Raw genomic sequence first — 17,063 nt, forward strand, 5'->3', positions numbered from 1 at the left:
AGGCAGCGGCATCCGGTTGATTGCGTATGGTTATTGTTAGGTAGATTTCCGGAGTTACGCTTCGCATCCAAGAGATTAACTAAATCGGCAAGAATATCGATCCGGGCGTTCAGCAGGTAGAGATATGCCAAAGCCTTCGCAGCATTACGTCCGCTTTATCCGCTGGTTCGATGAGATCGGGTTGGATGATCTCAACCTAGCTGGGGGGAAAAACGCGTCACTGGGCGAACTCGCCCGGTTCCTTGGCAGCAGCATCAAAGTGCCTGAAGGATTCGTCATAACAGCGGACGCCTATCGTCAAACCATTGATCGAGACAATCTTTGGCAACGGATGATGGTCATACTTGACCAGACCGACTGGCGAAATCCGAAAGCGACGGGACCGGCGGCGGCAACATTGCGTGCGATGGTCCAAAATGCGCGGTTACCTGACGGGCTCGTTGCCGATATTGAATTCGCCTACCGCCGGCTTGAACGCGAGTTTGGACGCGGCGTTGCAGTCGCTGTTCGCAGCAGCGCGACTGCCGAAGATTCTCCGACGGCCTCATTTGCTGGCGTGCACGAAAGTTACCTCAATGTACGAAGCGCAAAGGCTTTGGTCGGTGCGGTCAAAGATTGCTTTGCATCTTTGTTCAGCGAACGGGCGATCTCCTATCGCATAGATAAGGGCTTTGCCCATCATAGCGTTGCGCTGTCTGTAGGGGTGCAGCGAATGATACGAGCCGACCGTGCGAGTTCGGGGGTCATTTTTACGCTCGACACCGAAAGTGGTAGCCGTGACGTCGTCTTGATCAGCGGCGTTTGGGGTTTGGGTGAGGCGATTGTTCAGGGCATCGCCGACCCGGACGAGTTCCTTGTGCATAAACCAACAATGCGGATCGGGCGCAGCACTATTTTGCGGCGGCGGATCGGGGCAAAGCAGGTGAAACTGGTTTACGGAAAGCGCATGGATGCCGGACGGACAAAATGGCAAACCGTCCCGCGCAAGATGCAGGCCATGCAATGCCTGTCCGATGCGGAAATACTCGATCTGGCACGTCAGGCAATCCTGATCGAAGGCCACTATAGCACGCATTATGGCAGCCCGACACCGATGGACGTCGAATGGGCCAAAGATGGCGCTGATGGTGAATTATACATAATTCAGGCACGCCCCGAAACCGTTCACGCGACGGTGGGGGATGCTGCGCTGAAGCTCTTTCGCCTGACCGGCAGCGGGCCAGTTGTGGTGTCTGGTCAGGCCGTCGGCCAAGGGATCGCCACTGGTGTTGTGCGCTTCGTAACCACTAAGGCAGACCTTGCCGAACTCAACGCAGGAGATGTGTTGGTCGCCGAAACGACCGCACCCGATTGGGAATCTGTGATGAAACGCGCTGCTGCAATCGTCACCGAGCATGGCGGCCGGACCTGCCATGCTGCCATTGTTGCCCGCGAACTTGGCATCCCCGCGATTGTCGGCGCAAAAGGCGCCCGGAGCCTTTTACAAGCTGGCCAGCAAATTACGGTATCATGTGCCGAAGGAGAGCGCGGAAAGGTGTATGCTGGCCATATTCCCTTCGCGCTTGACGATGTGGACGTCGCAAATATCACGCCAGCCGATGTAGAGATTATGGTGAACATCGGGAATCCGGATATTGCATTTCGCACGGCCGCATTGCCGGTTGCCGGTGTTGGTTTGGCGCGGATCGAATTCATCATCGCCAATGCGATAGGCGCCCACCCAATGGCATTGTTGTTCCCGGAACGCGTTACTTCGAAAAAGACCCGGCGACAACTCGACGCCCTGACCAAAGGCTATCGTGGCGGCGCGGATTATTACACTTCGCGCCTCGCCGAAGGAATTGGCGTCATAACCGCGGCCTTTTATCCGCGGCCTGTCATTGTGCGGACGTCCGATTTTAAATCAAATGAATATGCGTCCCTGATAGGTGGCGCCGATTTCGAGAAACCAGAAAACAACCCGATGATTGGATTCAGAGGAGCGTCTCGTTACATGCATCCCGATTTCCGGCCAGCGTTCGAACTCGAATGCGCGGCAATCAAGCATGTGCGCGACGATATGGGCCTTACTAATCTGGTCATCATGATCCCTTTCTGCCGCAGTCTGCGCGAGGCTAATGAGGTGCTCGACATCATGGCGCGCAGCGATCTCAACCGCGGTGAGAATGGTCTGAAAGTTTATATGATGTGCGAAATCCCGAGCAACGTAATCCTGATCGATGAGTTTGCGAAATTGTTTGACGGTTTCTCGATCGGCTCCAACGATCTGACACAATTGATCCTCGGCATTGATCGCGACGCCGACATATTGGCAGATAGTTTTAACGAAGAAGATCCAGCCGTATTAAAAATGATCGAGCAAACAATTGCCGGTACCCATAAGGCCGGTCGCCATTGCGGCATTTGCGGACAGGCCCCGTCGGACCGCCCCGGGTTCGCCAAGTGGCTGATTGACCGGCACATCGACAGCATCAGTCTCAATCCCGATAGCGTCCTCAGGGTAATGCAACGCCTCGCGTTAGACTGAATTGTTACGCAACATTGCGTATCCCACGGCTGCCCAATGTCGTGCAAAACATCGATATGACTTGGAAAACCATTCGCTTGGAACTTGCGCGTACGGCAGAATTTCCAGAAGGTTCTGCGGCGCATGCCTATGTGTTGCGGCTGCCAATTGACGACAATGGCTTTATAGAACGGTCGGCCATCAAGCATGCAACCCAAAGCCCGATAGTCCATCGCATGTGGCCCAACGAGCCGGATCGGACAGGCGTGGTCATAAGCCAGCGCGCTGGCTGGGCATTTTCATATGAAGATGGTGATGCCGATGATGAGGGTGTTTTCCAATTGGAACACCATCCAATCAAACCTGGCCAATATTTGACCATCACCGAAACAAATGGGGAGCGCCTGCCGTTCAAGGTGGTGAGTTGCCATGCTTAGCTTTGGCCAAATGATAACGCAATTTAGCGGTCCCATCCGTTATTTTGTAATGGTCTATTTCGCACGCTTTGCATTGGGCATGATCAGCGAATTCAGGGTTACTCCGGCGGTTGGTCTGAGCGCCGCGTTGCTGATGGAAATGCCAGTCATGGCAATAGTCTCGTTTTTCTCAGCGCGGTTTGTGCTGGATAGGGCACCTGATACCAAAACGCCCAGCGACTTCTTGTTCATTGGCTGCACCGCATTTGTCCTGCTGTTAATTGCCGAAGAGACTATGGCACGGATCCTCAGCGACAGTTCAGTTTTTACTCTCTGGGCAGGCTTGAGCCCGTTTGCGGCGCTGACCAATGCGACCGTTCTTGGGCTGTTCATGCTGATGCCATTGATTGTCGGTCTAAAGCGCAATCCGGCGGTGCCAAGCTGATGTCAGGCAAGGTGATTCTTGCAGCGGATCATCCCGTTTTCGAAATCCGCGGTGGCTCATAAAGGTGCATTTAATAGGTCCTGACCCTAGCATCCGTATTTTCCCTGATATGGCGCGTTCCCCGCGCAGGTTAAGTTCGTGAATACTAAATCGTCGCGATACCGCGCCGCCTGAGGGAGAGTTGAAATGAAATCCCTGTTATTACATGTGCAGGACGATGCCGGAATGGAAGCCCGGTTGCAGGCTGCGCTTTCCATCGCACGCGCCACATCCGGTCATGTCAGTTGCCTGCATGTGACCCCGATCAACCTCTATATCATGTCAGACGGTATGACTGGCGCTTATATGATGCCCAACTTCATCACAACGCTCGACGAGATGGAAAAGAAAATGCGTGCGCGGATTGAGGAGAGTCTGAAAAATGAGGATGTATCATGGGACTATGAGCATGTGGACGGCGAACCTGCCCAGGAAATTGTCAGCCGGTCTTCGCTCGCCGACTTAGTCGTTTTGGGCCGATATCACCACCGCGAAACACGTTACACACCCATCACGTTGATGGGTGATGTCTTACAAAGTGCGCGCGCGCCGATATTGGTGCAGCCTCAGGAGCTGAACACATTTGACGTATTCGGGCCCGCCGTCGTTGGATGGAATGGCAGTTTCGAAGCCGCCAATGCGCTGCGCGCAGCACTTCCGCTGCTTAAAATGGCATCAGCGGTCCACATTGTGACCGTCGAAGAACCAAAAGAGCATCGATTACCCTCGCTTGCCGCTTCGACCTATTTGTCGCGTCACGGTGTAACGTCTGAACTGCACGCACGTCCAAAATCAGACATGCCTGTAGAAAAAGCGATTATCGAGACCGCGCAGGTTATGGATGCGGGCTATATTGTCATGGGCGGCTATGGCCACAGCCGGGCGCGAGAATTTCTTTTTGGCGGTGTAACGCGAACGCTTCTTTCGGAATGTGCTATCCCGCTAATCATGGGACGCTAAAACCTGATGCCGATGAGCGATCTTGCGTATCGCGACCTAGGCATCGCATTTGCGGCTGGTTTACTGGTTGGTATTGAGCGTGGATGGCGTCAGCGCGATGTTGCCGCCGGCGGCCGGGTCGCAGGCGTAAGAACATTCGCTGTGCTCGGCGGGCTTGGAGGGCTGCTCGGCCTAATCCAGCAGGTCTATGGCGCGGCGGCAGCCACCATATTGCTTGGCGCTGCGGTGCTCATGCTTGTGATTGGATATACCCGTTCAATGTCTTCGCCGGAGGACGTCAGCGTAACGAGTTTGATCGCGGCATTGTCTACGCTGTGCTTCGGTATGTTGGCCACATCAGGTCATCCGGCATTGGCAATGGCGACTGCTGCTGTCGTCACGCTGATCCTGACGCAACGGCGCGGTTTGCATACTATGATCAAAAAGCTGGGTGAAAGTGACGTTATCGCCCTTGCCCGGTTTGCCATCATTGCTGGCGCGATTTGGCCATTCCTGCCTGATGCGCGTTACGGTCCATATGCAGCATGGAACCCACGACAACTTTGGTTGGTCGTAGTCTTTGTTACGGGGCTTTCCTTCGCCGGATATGCTGCGAGCCGGATCTTTGGTTCAAAAAAAGGCGTGTTGGCCACAGCCGTTATTGGCGGTGCTTATTCCTCAACGGCAGTTACCGCTCTGCTATCGCATCGGCTCCGGACAGACCAAACCGGTCAAGGAACATTGTCGGCGGGAATAGCACTCGCGACATCCATCATGTTTGTGAGAGTGTTGTTTCTGACCGCCATTATTGCCAATTTCGCATTTATGACAGTGTTGCAATTGGCTGGCCCCGCAGTGTTGGTTGGCGCCGTTGCCGGAATGGTATTGCTCCGCGATCAAACGTCGGCGACGTCTACCGAACTTGCGCGCTTGGGAAATCCTATCGCTATCATTCCTGCACTTGGATTTCTAATTCTGGTCGCCATCATGGCGGTTGCCGCGCGCTGGGCTGAGATTGAGTTTGGGGGTGGCGGGGCGCTAGCGCTCATAATCACCATTGGTCTTTTCGACGTCGATGCGGCCATCGTCACGCTTGGCGGGCTGTCTTCCGGCACCCTTAATCCCGGTATTGCCGGCCTCGCTCTTGTCGGCGCTGTGCTCGCAAATATGCTGGTCAAGATTGGTGTCATCATAATCTATGCCGGTCCAAAAGCGGGAGGAAAGGCAATCTGTGCACTGGCCCTTGGCGCCGCGACATTGGCGGGCGCAATAGGGTTAGCGATGGCAACTTAAACCGGGATTAGAACAAATGGGTTCAGTCGAAATAATTTTCCATGGCGCAGCAGGCACCGTTACGGGTTCCTGCTTTGAGGTCCGTGCAAATAACAAAACGGTGCTCATCGATTGCGGGATGTTTCAAGGAACACGCTCGTTGGAGGCGCTCAACCATGAACAATTGCCCTTTGATCCCAAGGCAATTTCTGCTGTCATTTTGACCCACGCGCACCTCGATCACAGCGGCCGCCTGCCTTATCTGACCGCGCAAGGTTGCCATGCGCAGATCTGGATGACGGCGCCCACCGCCGACATTATCGAGCCTTTGTTGCTCGATTCCGCAAAGCTGCAGGCAGCTGATGCGGCTCGGCGCAATCGTCGCCCCGACCGAATGGCATTACCGCCTTTCATACCGCTTTATACCGGAGACGATGTGACATCATGCATCGGTCAGATAAAAGAGACATGCTATGGGGCGTGGAATGAGCTGGGCAATGACGATGGGTTTCGGCTCTGGGATGCACAACACATCGTCGGTTCGGCGTCTGTCGAGTTGAAGTTGGCAGATCAACGAATTTTATTTTCTGGCGACATCGGCGGCGGTTCGGCCATCCAGTGTGCAGACGTCCCACTTGGCGGCTATGACCAGATCATCTGTGAAACAACTTACGGCGATCGCACGCGCGAACCAGTTTTGATCAGTGACCGCCGCGAACAGCTGGCTCAGTATATCGAAGAGGCGCTGGGTAAGAATGGCAATGTACTGATCCCCGCGTTCGCAGTCGAACGAACACAGATCGTGTTGGAAGACCTAGTCGCGCTGTTTGAATCTAAACGGTTAAAGCCCTTTAACGTCTTCGTAGATTCGCCGCTTGCCGAACGGGTCACGCGCACAACGCAACGTCATCGCCTCACAGGATATGATTTGTTTAGTGTGCCGAACATCCGGTTTACCCACGATGTTGAGGAATCGAAGCAGATCAACAGCATGTCTGGCGTGATTATCATCGCAGGATCGGGAATGTGCCAAGGCGGGCGTATTCGGCATCATCTGCTACATAACCTCCCGAATGCCCGGGCACGGGTGCTGCTGGTAGGCTACCAAGTTGCCGGCACACTGGGTGCGGTGCTTCGCGACGGTGCCCGCAATGTTCGCATTTCGGGACACGATGTACCGGTTCGTGCCGATGTAAAAATAATCGATTCCTATTCGGTCCATGCTGACCGTCCGGCGTTAATGCAATGGATTAAGGACCGCGGCCCGGTGTCGGGCTCGGTCTTCCTCGTCCATGGCGAGCAACACGCGCTTTCGGTATTTGCCCAAGACATTCGCAAAGCCGGGTTAGCACCTCATGTAGTCGTTCCCATGCTCGGCGAGAGTTGGAGTGTCAGCGCCAACCATGCAGCAAAGCGCATTTGCCCAGCGCGCGAGGATTTGCAGGTCCGCATCGCACCACGCGACTGGACAGCAAGCCTGGCTGCGCTCAAGTCCGGATTGGCGGATCGTCTGCGCGCATTGCCGTCGGACGCAGCGCGAGAACGTGTCCTCGCATCGATGACACGCGCGCTTGAAGATGCAGAGAGCATCCGGACAATTACCTAGGTGGCATTCCCGATTTGCGGGCCACGACAACTTCATCAATATCGCGCGTGGGGGCTATCCTAAATATTGCATATAAAGGAGAATTCCGATGAAGACAGACAGTCAGTTGCAAAAAGATGTGATGGCCGAACTGGAATGGGAACCAAGCGTCGAACATGCCAATATCGGAGTTGCGGCGAAAGATGGCGTTATCACTCTTTCCGGTTTTGTGAGCAGCTATGCTTCCAAAATTGCGGCTGAACAGGCTGCGCGGCGGGTTAAAGGCGTCCGAGGTCTTGCCGAAGAGATCGAAGTGCGTTTCGCAAGCGATGCGAAAACGGCAGACCCCGAGATTGCCAAGCGGATCGCTGACATGTTCGATTGGAGTGCAACGATTCCAAAGGGCAAGATCAACATAAAGGTCGAACATGGCTGGGTGTCATTAAGCGGGGATGTTGGTTATCATTATCAGCGCCAAGCGGCGGGCGATATGGCTTCGCGGGTTTCAGGGGTCAAAGGTGTGAGCAACCTGATCGCAGTGAAACAGACGCCGTCCAAAATCGATATTCGGCAACGCATCATGGATGCTTTCAAACGATCCGCCGATCTGGATGCCGGTACCATCACAGTCGAGACAGAAGGTGACAAGGTTAAATTGTCCGGCAAAGTCCATTCAAGTTATGAGCGCCGGATCGCCGAACGGGCTGCTTGGGCAGCGCCTGGAGTGAACCGTCTTGAAGACAACATCATGATCATCTGAATTTTGACTTTCCCCTTCTGCGACCCTGGGGAAATGACTGAGCGGGCCTTGCTATCTGTAAGATCGGGGCCCGCTCTTTTTTTGCGCAACCAGTTCAGCGATCGACATTAACGCTGCTGCGGTAACAAGGTACAATTGCCGAATGGCGGGGCGGAAAGTGCAGCAAGATAATCATGCTGATCAATGCTGCGAAATAACACCAGACAGACGCGAACCACATCGTGTAAAAAGCATATGTGGCGATCATCGACGCGATAATCACCGCGCCAAGGAGCCTGACACTTTTGTAACTCGACAGCAACGGTGCGAGGCAAGTTGCGGTTGCGTAAAACGCAAACATAATTTCTTCATTATCGTGCGGCAAACGATAGCGGATGTGCGATCGAACGATTTCGGCGCCAATTGGGTGTGTCGCAATCGCATGTGCGAAAAAGATCGCAGTTACGACCCCGGCGACAAGAGGAAGCAGGAGACGTTTACGGTGCGCGGATTTCCGCTCCATCAACCAGATCGCCAATGGCGCGTAGATTGGCCACAATATGTTGGCAAACCCCAAATAACCGACAGTCAGACACTGCTGCGACGACGAACGTTCCGCCAGAACAAGCCATAGGGCCCCTTCGATAACCTGTTGGATCCCAAACAAAAGGGGAATGGCCGCATATGCATAATCTGGCTTGTGCGCACGACGAACGGCAATCGATCCAACTGCCAGTAAAACGGCCCCGGCTGCGAAACTGGCGGTTGCAGAAAAACAGATGATCGTCACTCCCTGGCATCATATGCGAATGGGCTCCGACGCATGCAGGTTGCCAGGCCGCTTTGTAATCAGGATATCTACTTATCGGCTGATTTCCCAGGGGATCAGAACATCTGTAACGGGCCTTCGTAATGACATAGGCAAAGCAGGGGCATAGCCCAAGCGGATTACCAAATCAGGTCGACTGCCCGGTGTGCCAAGCCAGCTGGCAAATTGTTGCCGCGCGCTGGTGACTTCGATGGGTTGATTGATATGTGCGTGCCGCAAGCCCAATGCGGTGGCTTGCAAGGCGAAACGCTGAAAACTGCGGCCCACCTTGATCCAATTGTCTTTGTTTGCTTTGTCGCCGGTGAACACCGCGACGACCGGGGATGAGCGGATTTGCGCTGCATATTTTTTGTTCTCTGCATCCACATCCCAAAACTGTGAAAACAGTGCCCGGCCGACAAATGTCGGAGCAATCGGCCCGCCCGTCGAGAGGCTGAACAGACCATCCCTTTTTGCAAGCGCCGCGTCCGGATTAAAACGAACCCATTGCTTCATCTCTTTGACAAAATCAGGGTTGCCCATTTGCTGAGTGTTGGCCGAAATCACTTGATCAAGCACGGCTTCGCGCTGCCTATCATCCGTGATGATATGAATGGATACGCCTTCCACATTGCCGGCAGCTTCAAGATCAGCCAAATCAGCTACAGAAATTCGGCCACCCTGATATATTGATCGGGTCGTTTGTCTTTTGGGAATGGCTGAATAGAGAGCTGATTTTTCGGCTTTTCCTCGGCCCAGACCAATATCGATGCGGCCACCATCGGTATTCAGAAATAGCAATTCTCCAGGCCGGCCATGCGCGGCCCCAGCCAGCAGTAGATTTTCCGCTGCACAGCCGAGGCTTATAAACAGATGATGGTCGTCGGGATCAACCACAGGCGTTCGTCGCGACAAATCTGGAATGATGCTGGCGTTGCTGCCATTTATGGAAAATCGCCAAGGTTGGCTGTTATGGCCGTTGGCGGCCAAGGTGGCAAAGCGAAGCATCTCCTGCATATCTGGATTTTTAGGCAGATCAGCGCGAAGCTTTGCGGCGGCTGTTTGATAATCCATCGCATCAGCGCGTGCGCATGCCACAAGAGGCATTAATGCAATTGCCGCCGTCGATTGGCAGATAAACTGGCGACGGCTCTGCATATCTAGTCCTTTTTTGGTTCGGCGACAGGTCCACTTCGGGGGAGGGGTGGAAGGAGGACCTGCCGCCTACATATCCGGCACATATGACTGTGCCGAAAGCTATCCTTTGATTGGAATCTTGCGCTCGCGTTCAATCGCTGCTGGACTTTTTGGAAGATGGACCGACAAAATCCCGTCACGCGCCTTGGCCGTAATTTTCTCGTGATCAATGCCCTGTGGCAATTCGATTACGCGTTCAAACCGGCCGTATCGGCGTTCGGAGAACAGGAAGTCCCCTTCCCTTTCTTCATGCTGCTCCCGCTTTTCTCCGGTCAGGCGCAGCAGGCCATCAGATACCTTAAGTTCGACATCCTCAGCCTGTATTCCGGGGATTTCCGCTACAAGCTCATATTCGGTTTCCTTGTCCTTGAGTTCGAGCGCAGGACCGGAAAGCGCTTGCATACGCCGTGTCAAACTCAACCCCATGGGTCGCGTCCATAAATCATCGAGTAGATGATCGAATTCGCTCCGAACGCGTGTCAGCGGCTCCCAGAAATTGTCCGCATTTTGTTTGGCCGGTCGCTGGGCCGCAACTTTTTCAAGCTGGTTCATGATGTCCTCCAATATTGCGATGAAATTTGAAAGCCCAAACTAGCGACTACAGTAACATCCCAAAATCCGAAGATTCCCCTATGCGCAACTACGTAGTTCACCGCATTGTGCGTTCGGGAGACTTCGGCCACGACCATTCGACATAATCTGGAAAATCAGTTAGGCTGCTGCTTGGGAGGTCGAGTTTGTTGGATATCGGTTCGGATCGCACTTCTTCCGACAGAACGGGATTTCTGGATGCCATTCTGGAGACACTGTCCGAGGCCGTGGCTATCATCCTTCCCGACCATCGGCTGGCTGAGCTAAACGCCGCCGGCCTCTCTTTGTTGGGTATTGAGTCTCTAAACGACATACCGCCGGGATCGCCCTTGTTGCTTCTGGATCCCAATCATGCCCCACAATTCAAAGCACATTTCGACAAGGTGATGTCGGGCAATACACCAGATAAGATCGAACCACTTTTTCTGGTTGTGCATGCTCTTGATGGCGAACGAAGAGCAATCGAATGCAGGTTGGCTCCGCTCAAAAGCGGCGACGGTGAGCCCGCAGGCGTGATCGTTACCGCCCGAGAGGTAAGCCAGCGCGAAAATAATCTGCAGAAAGTGTCTGAGAGCGCGGCATTGCTGTCGGCGATACTTCAAACCGTACCCGATCCCATGATCGTGATCGACGAGGATGGTTTAATTACATCATTCAGTAAAACCGCAGAAACACTTTTTGGTTACCTAGAGGACGAAGTATTAGGCCGCAGTATCGAAATGGTGATGCCCGAACCATATCGCGGGGCCCATCATTCCTATATAAAACGTTATCTTCAAACCGGTGAAAAGCGAATTATTGGTATCGGACGCATACTCGAAGGCCAGAAAAAAGACGGAAGTATTTTCCCGATGGAGCTCGTGGTCGGCGAAATCCAGGTGGGCGAGCACCGCGCATTTACTGGCTTTATCCGCGACCTGACTGAGAAGTTTGAAGCTGAAGCGAAAATGAACGAACTACAGGCGGAGCTGGCGCATACATCGAGGCTTAGCGCTGTCGGAACATTAGCCTCGGCGCTGGCGCATGAACTCAACCAGCCCTTGACCACAATGGCAAATTACTTGGCTACGAGCCGTGATTTGCTGGATGACTGGAAGCCCGAGATGTTGGAGACAATCCGCGAGGCGATCGATGAATCCGGGAAAGCGGCATTGAGAGCTGGGCAGATTGTACGACGATTGCGCGATTTTGTCTCCAAAGGCGAAATTGACCGGCAGATTTTGCCACTCGGAAAACTGATACACGATGCGACAACGCTAGGTCTCGTTGGCGCCCGTGAAAAAGGGATATCCTTATCGGTCGAAATTGAACCGCATATAGACAATGTCATCGCGGACCGCGTTCAAATTCAGCAGGTAATCGTGAATTTGATGCGCAACGCGGTTGAGGCGATGGAACATAGCGCGATCAAGCATTTGGCGATCCGCGCCAAGCGGTGTGGTTCGGATTATGCAGAAATATCGGTCGCCGACACTGGACATGGTGTGCCTGAGGTCATGCAGGGACATTTGTTCCAGCCCTTTGTCAGCACAAAGGCAAAAGGAATGGGTCTCGGGCTCTCCATCTCCCACACGATCATAGCTGCCCATGGTGGAGAAATGTCTGTTGAATTCGAACAAGGTGGCGGGACAATCTTTAAGTTCACGGTGCCACTCGTTTCTGAGGAGATGCAAGATGAATCATGACAAGATCGTTCATATTGTCGACGACGATGACAGCGTACGCCGGTCAGTCGCATTCATGCTGAAGCACGCAGGGTATCACGTCGAAAATCACTTGTCTGGCATAGAGTTTTTGAAAGTAGCGAAGCTGGCGCCGCGTGGATGCGTTTTACTTGACGTGCGAATGCCCGAAATGGATGGCATTCAGGTCCAACAGGAAATGGCAATTCGGGGGGTAGATATGCCGGTTATTGTCCTGACTGGGCATGGCGATATCGCGATTGCCGTAAAAGCGATGCGTAACGGCGCGGTCAATTTTATCGAGAAGCCTTACGAGAAGGAGGAGCTCCTTCGTGCCGTCGATGAAGCATTTCAACACCTTTATCAGTCGCACGATAAGGGCATGAAATCGAGTGAAGCCAAGATTCGTTTGGCCAGCCTTACAGGGCGCGAGCGGGATGTGCTGAACGGGCTTGTGGCGGGCTATCCGAACAAAACTATCGCATATGACCTGGGCATATCGCCTCGTACGGTCGAGATATATCGCGCGAACATGATGGAAAAATTGCGCGTCCGCAGCCTTTCCGAGGCATTGCGTATCGCATTCATCGCCGACCAAAAAACTGCCGAAACTCCTGCCATTTCGGCGGAAAATCTCGTGTAGCGCATTGTCAATTCAAGCACGTTAACAGTCGCAGCCGTTCGCACGAGGAAATCAACCCAGTACTGTTCCGGATTGGACAAGCTTCAACATATACGCACAACGATGAATGGGGGGGTATGAGCGAAAGATAAACCCCCATGGACTTTCAATATTTCGATATCGCGAGCAAAATACCCATTCGGCAGAAATCCGATGCGGCCAGATCGATAAGACCCCGAATTTCACGCATCGCGCTTATCGGCAATTACCTGCCGCGCAGATGCGGAATCGCTACATTTACCGCCGATATTTTCAACTCTCTAAAATCGCAATATCCCAGCGTCAAAGTTGACGTTTGGGCGATGAATGACAGTTCCCACAGCTATAATTATCCCTCGGAAGTCAGCGGGAGCATCGCGCAAAATGATCCCATTTCATACCGCTTGGCGGCTGCAGCCATTTCCGCCAACAAACCCGATCTTGTCTGGCTGCAACATGAATTCGGCATCTTTGGCGGTCGTGCTGGCTGTCACATTCTGAAATTGCTGGATCGTGTTTCAGTGCCTGTCGCTGTCACGTTGCATTCGGTCCTTAGCAACCCTGACAGCGACCAACGCCGCGTCACCGATGCATTGCTTAAAAGATGCGCCATCGTCATGGTAATGGCGGAGGCGGCTAAGCAGATACTTATCGACACTTATCGATGCGACCCTGCCAAGATTTGCGTCATTCCGCACGGCATTCCGGATCGGCCATTTACCGCTACCGCGCCTATGAAAGAGCGGTTTGGTTGGAAAAACCGCAAAGTCATTATGACCTTTGGCCTATTGTCGCCGGGCAAGGGCATCGAGACCGTCATTTTGGCCCTGCCTGCATTAACGCAACGGTTTCCTGAAGCACTATATGTGGTTTTGGGTGCAACGCATCCTCACTGCATTTCCCAGAATGGCGAAACATACCGCGATAGCCTGAAGGCGATGGCTGACGATCTAGGTGTCTCCAATAATGTCGAATGGATCGATGGCTTTTGTGATACGGAGCAACTGCTCGATTATCTGTCTGCCGCAGATATCTACGCCACGCCCTATTTAAACCCTGCGCAAGTGACTTCAGGGACGCTGGCCTATGCAGTCGGTCTGGGCAAGCCCGTGGTTTCAACCCCTTATGTGCACGCGATCGAATTGCTGGCGGGCGGGCACGGCCATCTTATCGATTTTGGCGACAGCAAGGGGTTCGCGAATGCGATAATCGATCTTCTGGAAGACGAGGTGGGACTAATGGATCTGCGTAAACGCACTTATGCTCTGAGCCGTAGCATGATTTGGCCTAGATTTTCTGAAGCCGCTATGGCGCGATTTCAAGAAGGGATACCGCCGTCGGTTGTGCCGACGACACCGATCCGGCCGGTACCTATTCCTGAAACCCTGCCATTTGAAGCGGTCATCCGTCACAGCAATTTTACGGGCATTTTGCAGCATAGCCGGTTCGGTGTGCCGGACCGCCGTCACGGTTATTGCATAGACGACAATGCCCGTGCGCTCATTTTGGCGTGCCGCAGTCATGCTGATATCATCCAGCGGGATCGCTGGATGGCGGTCTATGCCTCTTTTGTGGACCATGCATGGAACCCCCAAGCTTGCCGGTTTCGCAATTTTATGGGCTTCGACGGCCAATGGCTTGAGGATATCGGTTCCAATGACTCGAACGGTCGCGCTATTTGGGCCCTGGGTATTGCCGCCGCATCCGCCCCAATAGACGGCGTTCGGGATTGGGCGCAGAATTTGTTCGGCGATGCAATCGATCATCTGGCTGGTATTGATTCGCCGCGCGCAAAAGCGTTCAAAATTCTGGGTAGTGTTGCTGTACAAAATAGCTTGCCCGAGCATCCCGAACTTCTGTCATATATTGTCGAATGGGGCGAGCTACTCGTACAATTGTATCGCGATACCCAGCGCGACGACTGGCGGTGGTTCGAACCGGTGCTTGCTTATGATAATGCGAGGATTTCCGAGGCATTGATACGCTCAGGCATCCTCCTGCGTAGGGAGGATTTTGTTCAAATAGGTCTCGCATCGCTCGAATGGCTGAACGAAATTCAAACCAGTTCCAAAGGTACATTTTCGGCGATTGGCTCGGATAGCTTTAACAGACCGTTTGCTGAGCCCCTTCCGCACGACCAGCAGCCGGTGGAGGCCGCGGCGATGGTGGATGCCTGTGATGCGGCATTTATTGCGACGGGTGAACCGGTATGGCAAGATCGCGCGCTCAACGCATATCGTTGGTTTTTAGGCAAAAACGAACATGGCCTTCCCGTCGGTAATGCCGAGACCGGTGCTTGTTTTGATGCGCTCACGCCGACAGGCGTTAATTTAAACCAAGGGGCTGAATCACTCCTCGCCTTTCATCTGGCGACCATTTCTATTCAGCCCCATGTCAGACGCTGATGCTGCAACTGTATCAATCCCCAATACGGTTGCGGGCCGATCCCTCACGTGTCGTGCTGCGGCCTTTCCATCTCGCGTGGAACGCACAAGCCACGAAGGGACGGATGCTTCAGCTGGTCGATATGGTAAGGGCGCTCGATATGCGAACCGCCAGATCCGAACTGGCCCTCGTTTTTCACGATTTTGAATCGCGGCATTTGCAGACACAAAATATTCTCATGCAACGATATGAAGAGCTTGAGAAAGATCTGGAACTGGATGGCCGCCGGATTCGCGAAGAAAAGAAGCTGCTTATCGGTGCCTATTTTTGCCATGAATATAGTTATGCGGCCGCCGCTTTGATGAACCCCAGCGTGACATTACATCCCGATCAAGGGGAGCTTGCCGATGGTTATGTCCGCATTCTCATCTCGCTGCGGGCCGTAGGAGAAGGCCACATATCGTCGATCGCATTTCGGGAAGGTGTGATAACGACTGACCGCAAATTCGAACTGGTGTCGCAACCACGTTGCGCAATCGCGGCCGATACATCTGCCGGCGATCCATGCCACCAAAATGGAAATTATGTTTCGGTATTCCGAAGTCCGGACAGTTCGATTTCGGGAACTGTAATTTTTCCTGTTACCGATGCGCAGCGCAATGGCCTTGAAGATTTGCGGCTAACCAGATTCGAACATGTCGACGGATCAATCGAATGGATTGGGACATATACTGCCTATTCAGGCCGCGAAATTCGGTCGGAACTGATGCGTACGAGAGATTTTTCGCGCTTCGACCTTATTCCATTGGAAGGAACCGCTGCGCAAAACAAAGGACTGTCCTTGTTTCCGCGTGAATTTAACGGGCGGTATAAAATGATCGGACGGCACGACGGCAAAAATCTATTCATTATTGAATCCGACGATCTCGGCAATTGGGGCGACGGCCAGCTTTTGCTCGAACCGAAATACCCGTGGGAGTTTGTGCAGATTGGCAATTGCGGACCACCCATCGAGATAGACGAGGGATGGTTGCTGCTGACCCATGGCGTCGGTGCTATTCGAAAATATTCGATTGGTGCAGTGCTGCTGGACAAAGACGACCCGTCCCGTGTTCTTGCAAGAACAAGCCATCCTGTCGTGTCAGCGGTCGACGAGGACCGCGAAGGCTATGTTCCCAATGTTGTCTATTCGTGCGGCGGTATCAAAGTGGGCGACGACCTATTCCTGCCTTATGGTGTTGCGGATAGTTCGGTTGCGTTCGCATTCCTGTCGATCAAGGACCTGTTGGCCACAATGTAACGTCAAAATGCATGTGCCGGTTTTGCTCCGGTGGCTTTACAACCGATATTGTTGAAGCATCTGCCCAATCTCAATCGCAGTGCGTCCAGCATAGTCTTTGTCAATCTCTGCCAACAGACGCTGGCGGATGTCGGCTGGTAGCGATTTGCGTATGACACCCATCGCATGCGGTGGGGCGATTAGGATAGCCTGCGCTTCATCGTCCCTCATTACTGAGGTCAGCATTTCGGCCATCTCTTTAATAAACGTGTCCTCTATGAGCTGATGCAAGTCCACAGCTTCATAGGCACCGCGCCTGTGTCCGGTGCTCTGAAAGGTGCGTCCTGGTTGGTCATCCCCAAGTTCGGCCGTTGAAGGGGTTATCCGCCGCTCCTGCACCATCAGTTCCAGCGAGGGCTTACGCACATTACCCTTGTTCCGAAACATCGCCATGCGGGCGCCGTCTACAACCATTATCAGTGTACCATGCGCAATCAGCATTCTCTGCCTCCTATCTGA

General features: G+C 53.5%; 15 protein-coding genes. 11 read left to right on the top strand and 4 right to left on the bottom strand.

All coding sequences use genetic code 11. From position 1 onward, the window contains the following. Positions 1–124: 124 nt before the first annotated feature. The 7 genes from ppsA to GGR91_RS07395 all read left to right on the top strand — a co-directional run bounded on the left by ppsA (position 125) and on the right by GGR91_RS07395 (position 7,962). Positions 125–2,527 (top strand): phosphoenolpyruvate synthase, encoded by a 2,403-nt coding sequence (gene ppsA / locus GGR91_RS07365; protein ID WP_183941436.1) that lies wholly within the window; start codon positions 125–127, stop codon positions 2,525–2,527. A 56-nt stretch (positions 2,528–2,583) separates the two neighbouring features. Beyond that, positions 2,584–2,943, top strand: coding sequence for a hypothetical protein (locus GGR91_RS07370; protein WP_183941437.1), 360 nt, complete (start codon positions 2,584–2,586; stop codon positions 2,941–2,943). 10 nt (positions 2,944–2,953) lie between these two features. Then, complete coding sequence (locus tag GGR91_RS07375) at positions 2,954–3,367, top strand: hypothetical protein (protein WP_183941438.1); 414 nt, start codon at positions 2,954–2,956, stop codon at positions 3,365–3,367. 186 nt (positions 3,368–3,553) lie between these two features. Beyond that, positions 3,554–4,366, top strand: coding sequence for a universal stress protein (locus tag GGR91_RS07380; protein ID WP_183941439.1), 813 nt, complete (start codon positions 3,554–3,556; stop codon positions 4,364–4,366). A 12-nt stretch (positions 4,367–4,378) separates the two neighbouring features. Then, entirely contained in the window at positions 4,379–5,638 is a 1,260-nt protein-coding gene (locus GGR91_RS07385; protein WP_183941440.1) for an MgtC/SapB family protein, read from the top strand. 16 nt (positions 5,639–5,654) lie between these two features. Then, entirely contained in the window at positions 5,655–7,223 is a 1,569-nt protein-coding gene (locus GGR91_RS07390; RefSeq protein WP_183941441.1) for an MBL fold metallo-hydrolase, read from the top strand. Positions 7,224–7,311: 88 nt separating this feature from the next. Beyond that, positions 7,312–7,962: a BON domain-containing protein gene (locus GGR91_RS07395; RefSeq protein WP_183941442.1), complete on the top strand. Its 651-nt coding sequence runs from the start codon at positions 7,312–7,314 to the stop codon at positions 7,960–7,962. A gap of 94 nt (positions 7,963–8,056) precedes the next feature. Here GGR91_RS07395 and GGR91_RS07400 read toward each other — a convergent pair whose 3' ends face one another. From GGR91_RS07400 to GGR91_RS07410, 3 genes are all read right to left on the bottom strand, one after another. After that, positions 8,057–8,731 (bottom strand): DUF6629 family protein, encoded by a 675-nt coding sequence (locus GGR91_RS07400; protein WP_183941443.1) that lies wholly within the window; start codon positions 8,729–8,731, stop codon positions 8,057–8,059. Positions 8,732–8,803: 72 nt separating this feature from the next. Further along, positions 8,804–9,907, bottom strand: a complete 1,104-nt coding sequence (locus GGR91_RS07405) for an Acg family FMN-binding oxidoreductase (RefSeq protein ID WP_221204225.1) — start codon at positions 9,905–9,907, stop codon at positions 8,804–8,806. 99 nt (positions 9,908–10,006) lie between these two features. Next, on the bottom strand, positions 10,007–10,498 hold the full coding sequence (locus GGR91_RS07410) for an Hsp20/alpha crystallin family protein (protein WP_183941444.1): 492 nt from the start codon (positions 10,496–10,498) through the stop codon (positions 10,007–10,009). A 185-nt stretch (positions 10,499–10,683) separates the two neighbouring features. Here GGR91_RS07410 and GGR91_RS07415 point away from each other — a divergent pair, with 185 nt between their 5' ends. From GGR91_RS07415 to GGR91_RS07430, 4 genes are all read left to right on the top strand, one after another. Then, positions 10,684–12,222 carry a PAS domain S-box protein gene (locus GGR91_RS07415; RefSeq protein ID WP_221204226.1) on the top strand — a complete coding sequence of 513 codons (1,539 nt, stop codon included), beginning with the start codon at positions 10,684–10,686 and terminating at the stop codon, positions 12,220–12,222. Then, entirely contained in the window at positions 12,212–12,862 is a 651-nt protein-coding gene (locus GGR91_RS07420) for a response regulator transcription factor (protein WP_183941446.1), read from the top strand. Before GGR91_RS07415 ends, GGR91_RS07420 begins: the two co-directional genes overlap by 11 nt. 137 nt (positions 12,863–12,999) lie before the next feature. Next, positions 13,000–15,285: a glycosyltransferase family 4 protein gene (locus tag GGR91_RS07425; protein WP_183941447.1), complete on the top strand. Its 2,286-nt coding sequence runs from the start codon at positions 13,000–13,002 to the stop codon at positions 15,283–15,285. Further along, the gene (locus GGR91_RS07430; RefSeq protein WP_183941448.1) at positions 15,285–16,565 is read left to right on the top strand and encodes a glycoside hydrolase family 130 protein; all 1,281 of its coding nucleotides are present in this window, start codon (positions 15,285–15,287) and stop codon (positions 16,563–16,565) included. Before GGR91_RS07425 ends, GGR91_RS07430 begins: the two co-directional genes overlap by 1 nt. A 36-nt stretch (positions 16,566–16,601) precedes the next feature. Here GGR91_RS07430 and GGR91_RS07435 read toward each other — a convergent pair whose 3' ends face one another. Beyond that, a complete protein-coding gene (locus GGR91_RS07435) occupies positions 16,602–17,045 on the bottom strand; it encodes a baeRF12 domain-containing protein (RefSeq protein ID WP_183941449.1) in 444 nt (147 codons plus the stop codon). Positions 17,046–17,063 lie beyond the last annotated feature (18 nt).

It is taken from the genome of Sphingorhabdus rigui (assembly GCF_014196595.1).
In the GTDB taxonomy this organism is placed as follows: domain Bacteria; phylum Pseudomonadota; class Alphaproteobacteria; order Sphingomonadales; family Sphingomonadaceae; genus Sphingorhabdus_B; species Sphingorhabdus_B rigui.

Coding starts and splice junctions, on each gene's coding strand:
- ppsA (WP_183941436.1), top strand. CDS start 125: ATGCCAAAGCCTTCGCAGCATTACGTCCGCTTTATCCGCTGGTTCGAT.
- GGR91_RS07370 (WP_183941437.1), top strand. CDS start 2,584: ATGACTTGGAAAACCATTCGCTTGGAACTTGCGCGTACGGCAGAATTT.
- GGR91_RS07375 (WP_183941438.1), top strand. CDS start 2,954: ATGATAACGCAATTTAGCGGTCCCATCCGTTATTTTGTAATGGTCTAT.
- GGR91_RS07380 (WP_183941439.1), top strand. CDS start 3,554: ATGAAATCCCTGTTATTACATGTGCAGGACGATGCCGGAATGGAAGCC.
- GGR91_RS07385 (WP_183941440.1), top strand. CDS start 4,379: ATGAGCGATCTTGCGTATCGCGACCTAGGCATCGCATTTGCGGCTGGT.
- GGR91_RS07390 (WP_183941441.1), top strand. CDS start 5,655: ATGGGTTCAGTCGAAATAATTTTCCATGGCGCAGCAGGCACCGTTACG.
- GGR91_RS07395 (WP_183941442.1), top strand. CDS start 7,312: ATGAAGACAGACAGTCAGTTGCAAAAAGATGTGATGGCCGAACTGGAA.
- GGR91_RS07405 (WP_221204225.1), bottom strand. CDS start 9,907: ATGCAGAGCCGTCGCCAGTTTATCTGCCAATCGACGGCGGCAATTGCA.
- GGR91_RS07410 (WP_183941444.1), bottom strand. CDS start 10,498: ATGAACCAGCTTGAAAAAGTTGCGGCCCAGCGACCGGCCAAACAAAAT.
- GGR91_RS07420 (WP_183941446.1), top strand. CDS start 12,212: ATGAATCATGACAAGATCGTTCATATTGTCGACGACGATGACAGCGTA.
- GGR91_RS07425 (WP_183941447.1), top strand. CDS start 13,000: ATGGACTTTCAATATTTCGATATCGCGAGCAAAATACCCATTCGGCAG.
- GGR91_RS07430 (WP_183941448.1), top strand. CDS start 15,285: ATGCTGCAACTGTATCAATCCCCAATACGGTTGCGGGCCGATCCCTCA.
- GGR91_RS07435 (WP_183941449.1), bottom strand. CDS start 17,045: ATGCTGATTGCGCATGGTACACTGATAATGGTTGTAGACGGCGCCCGC.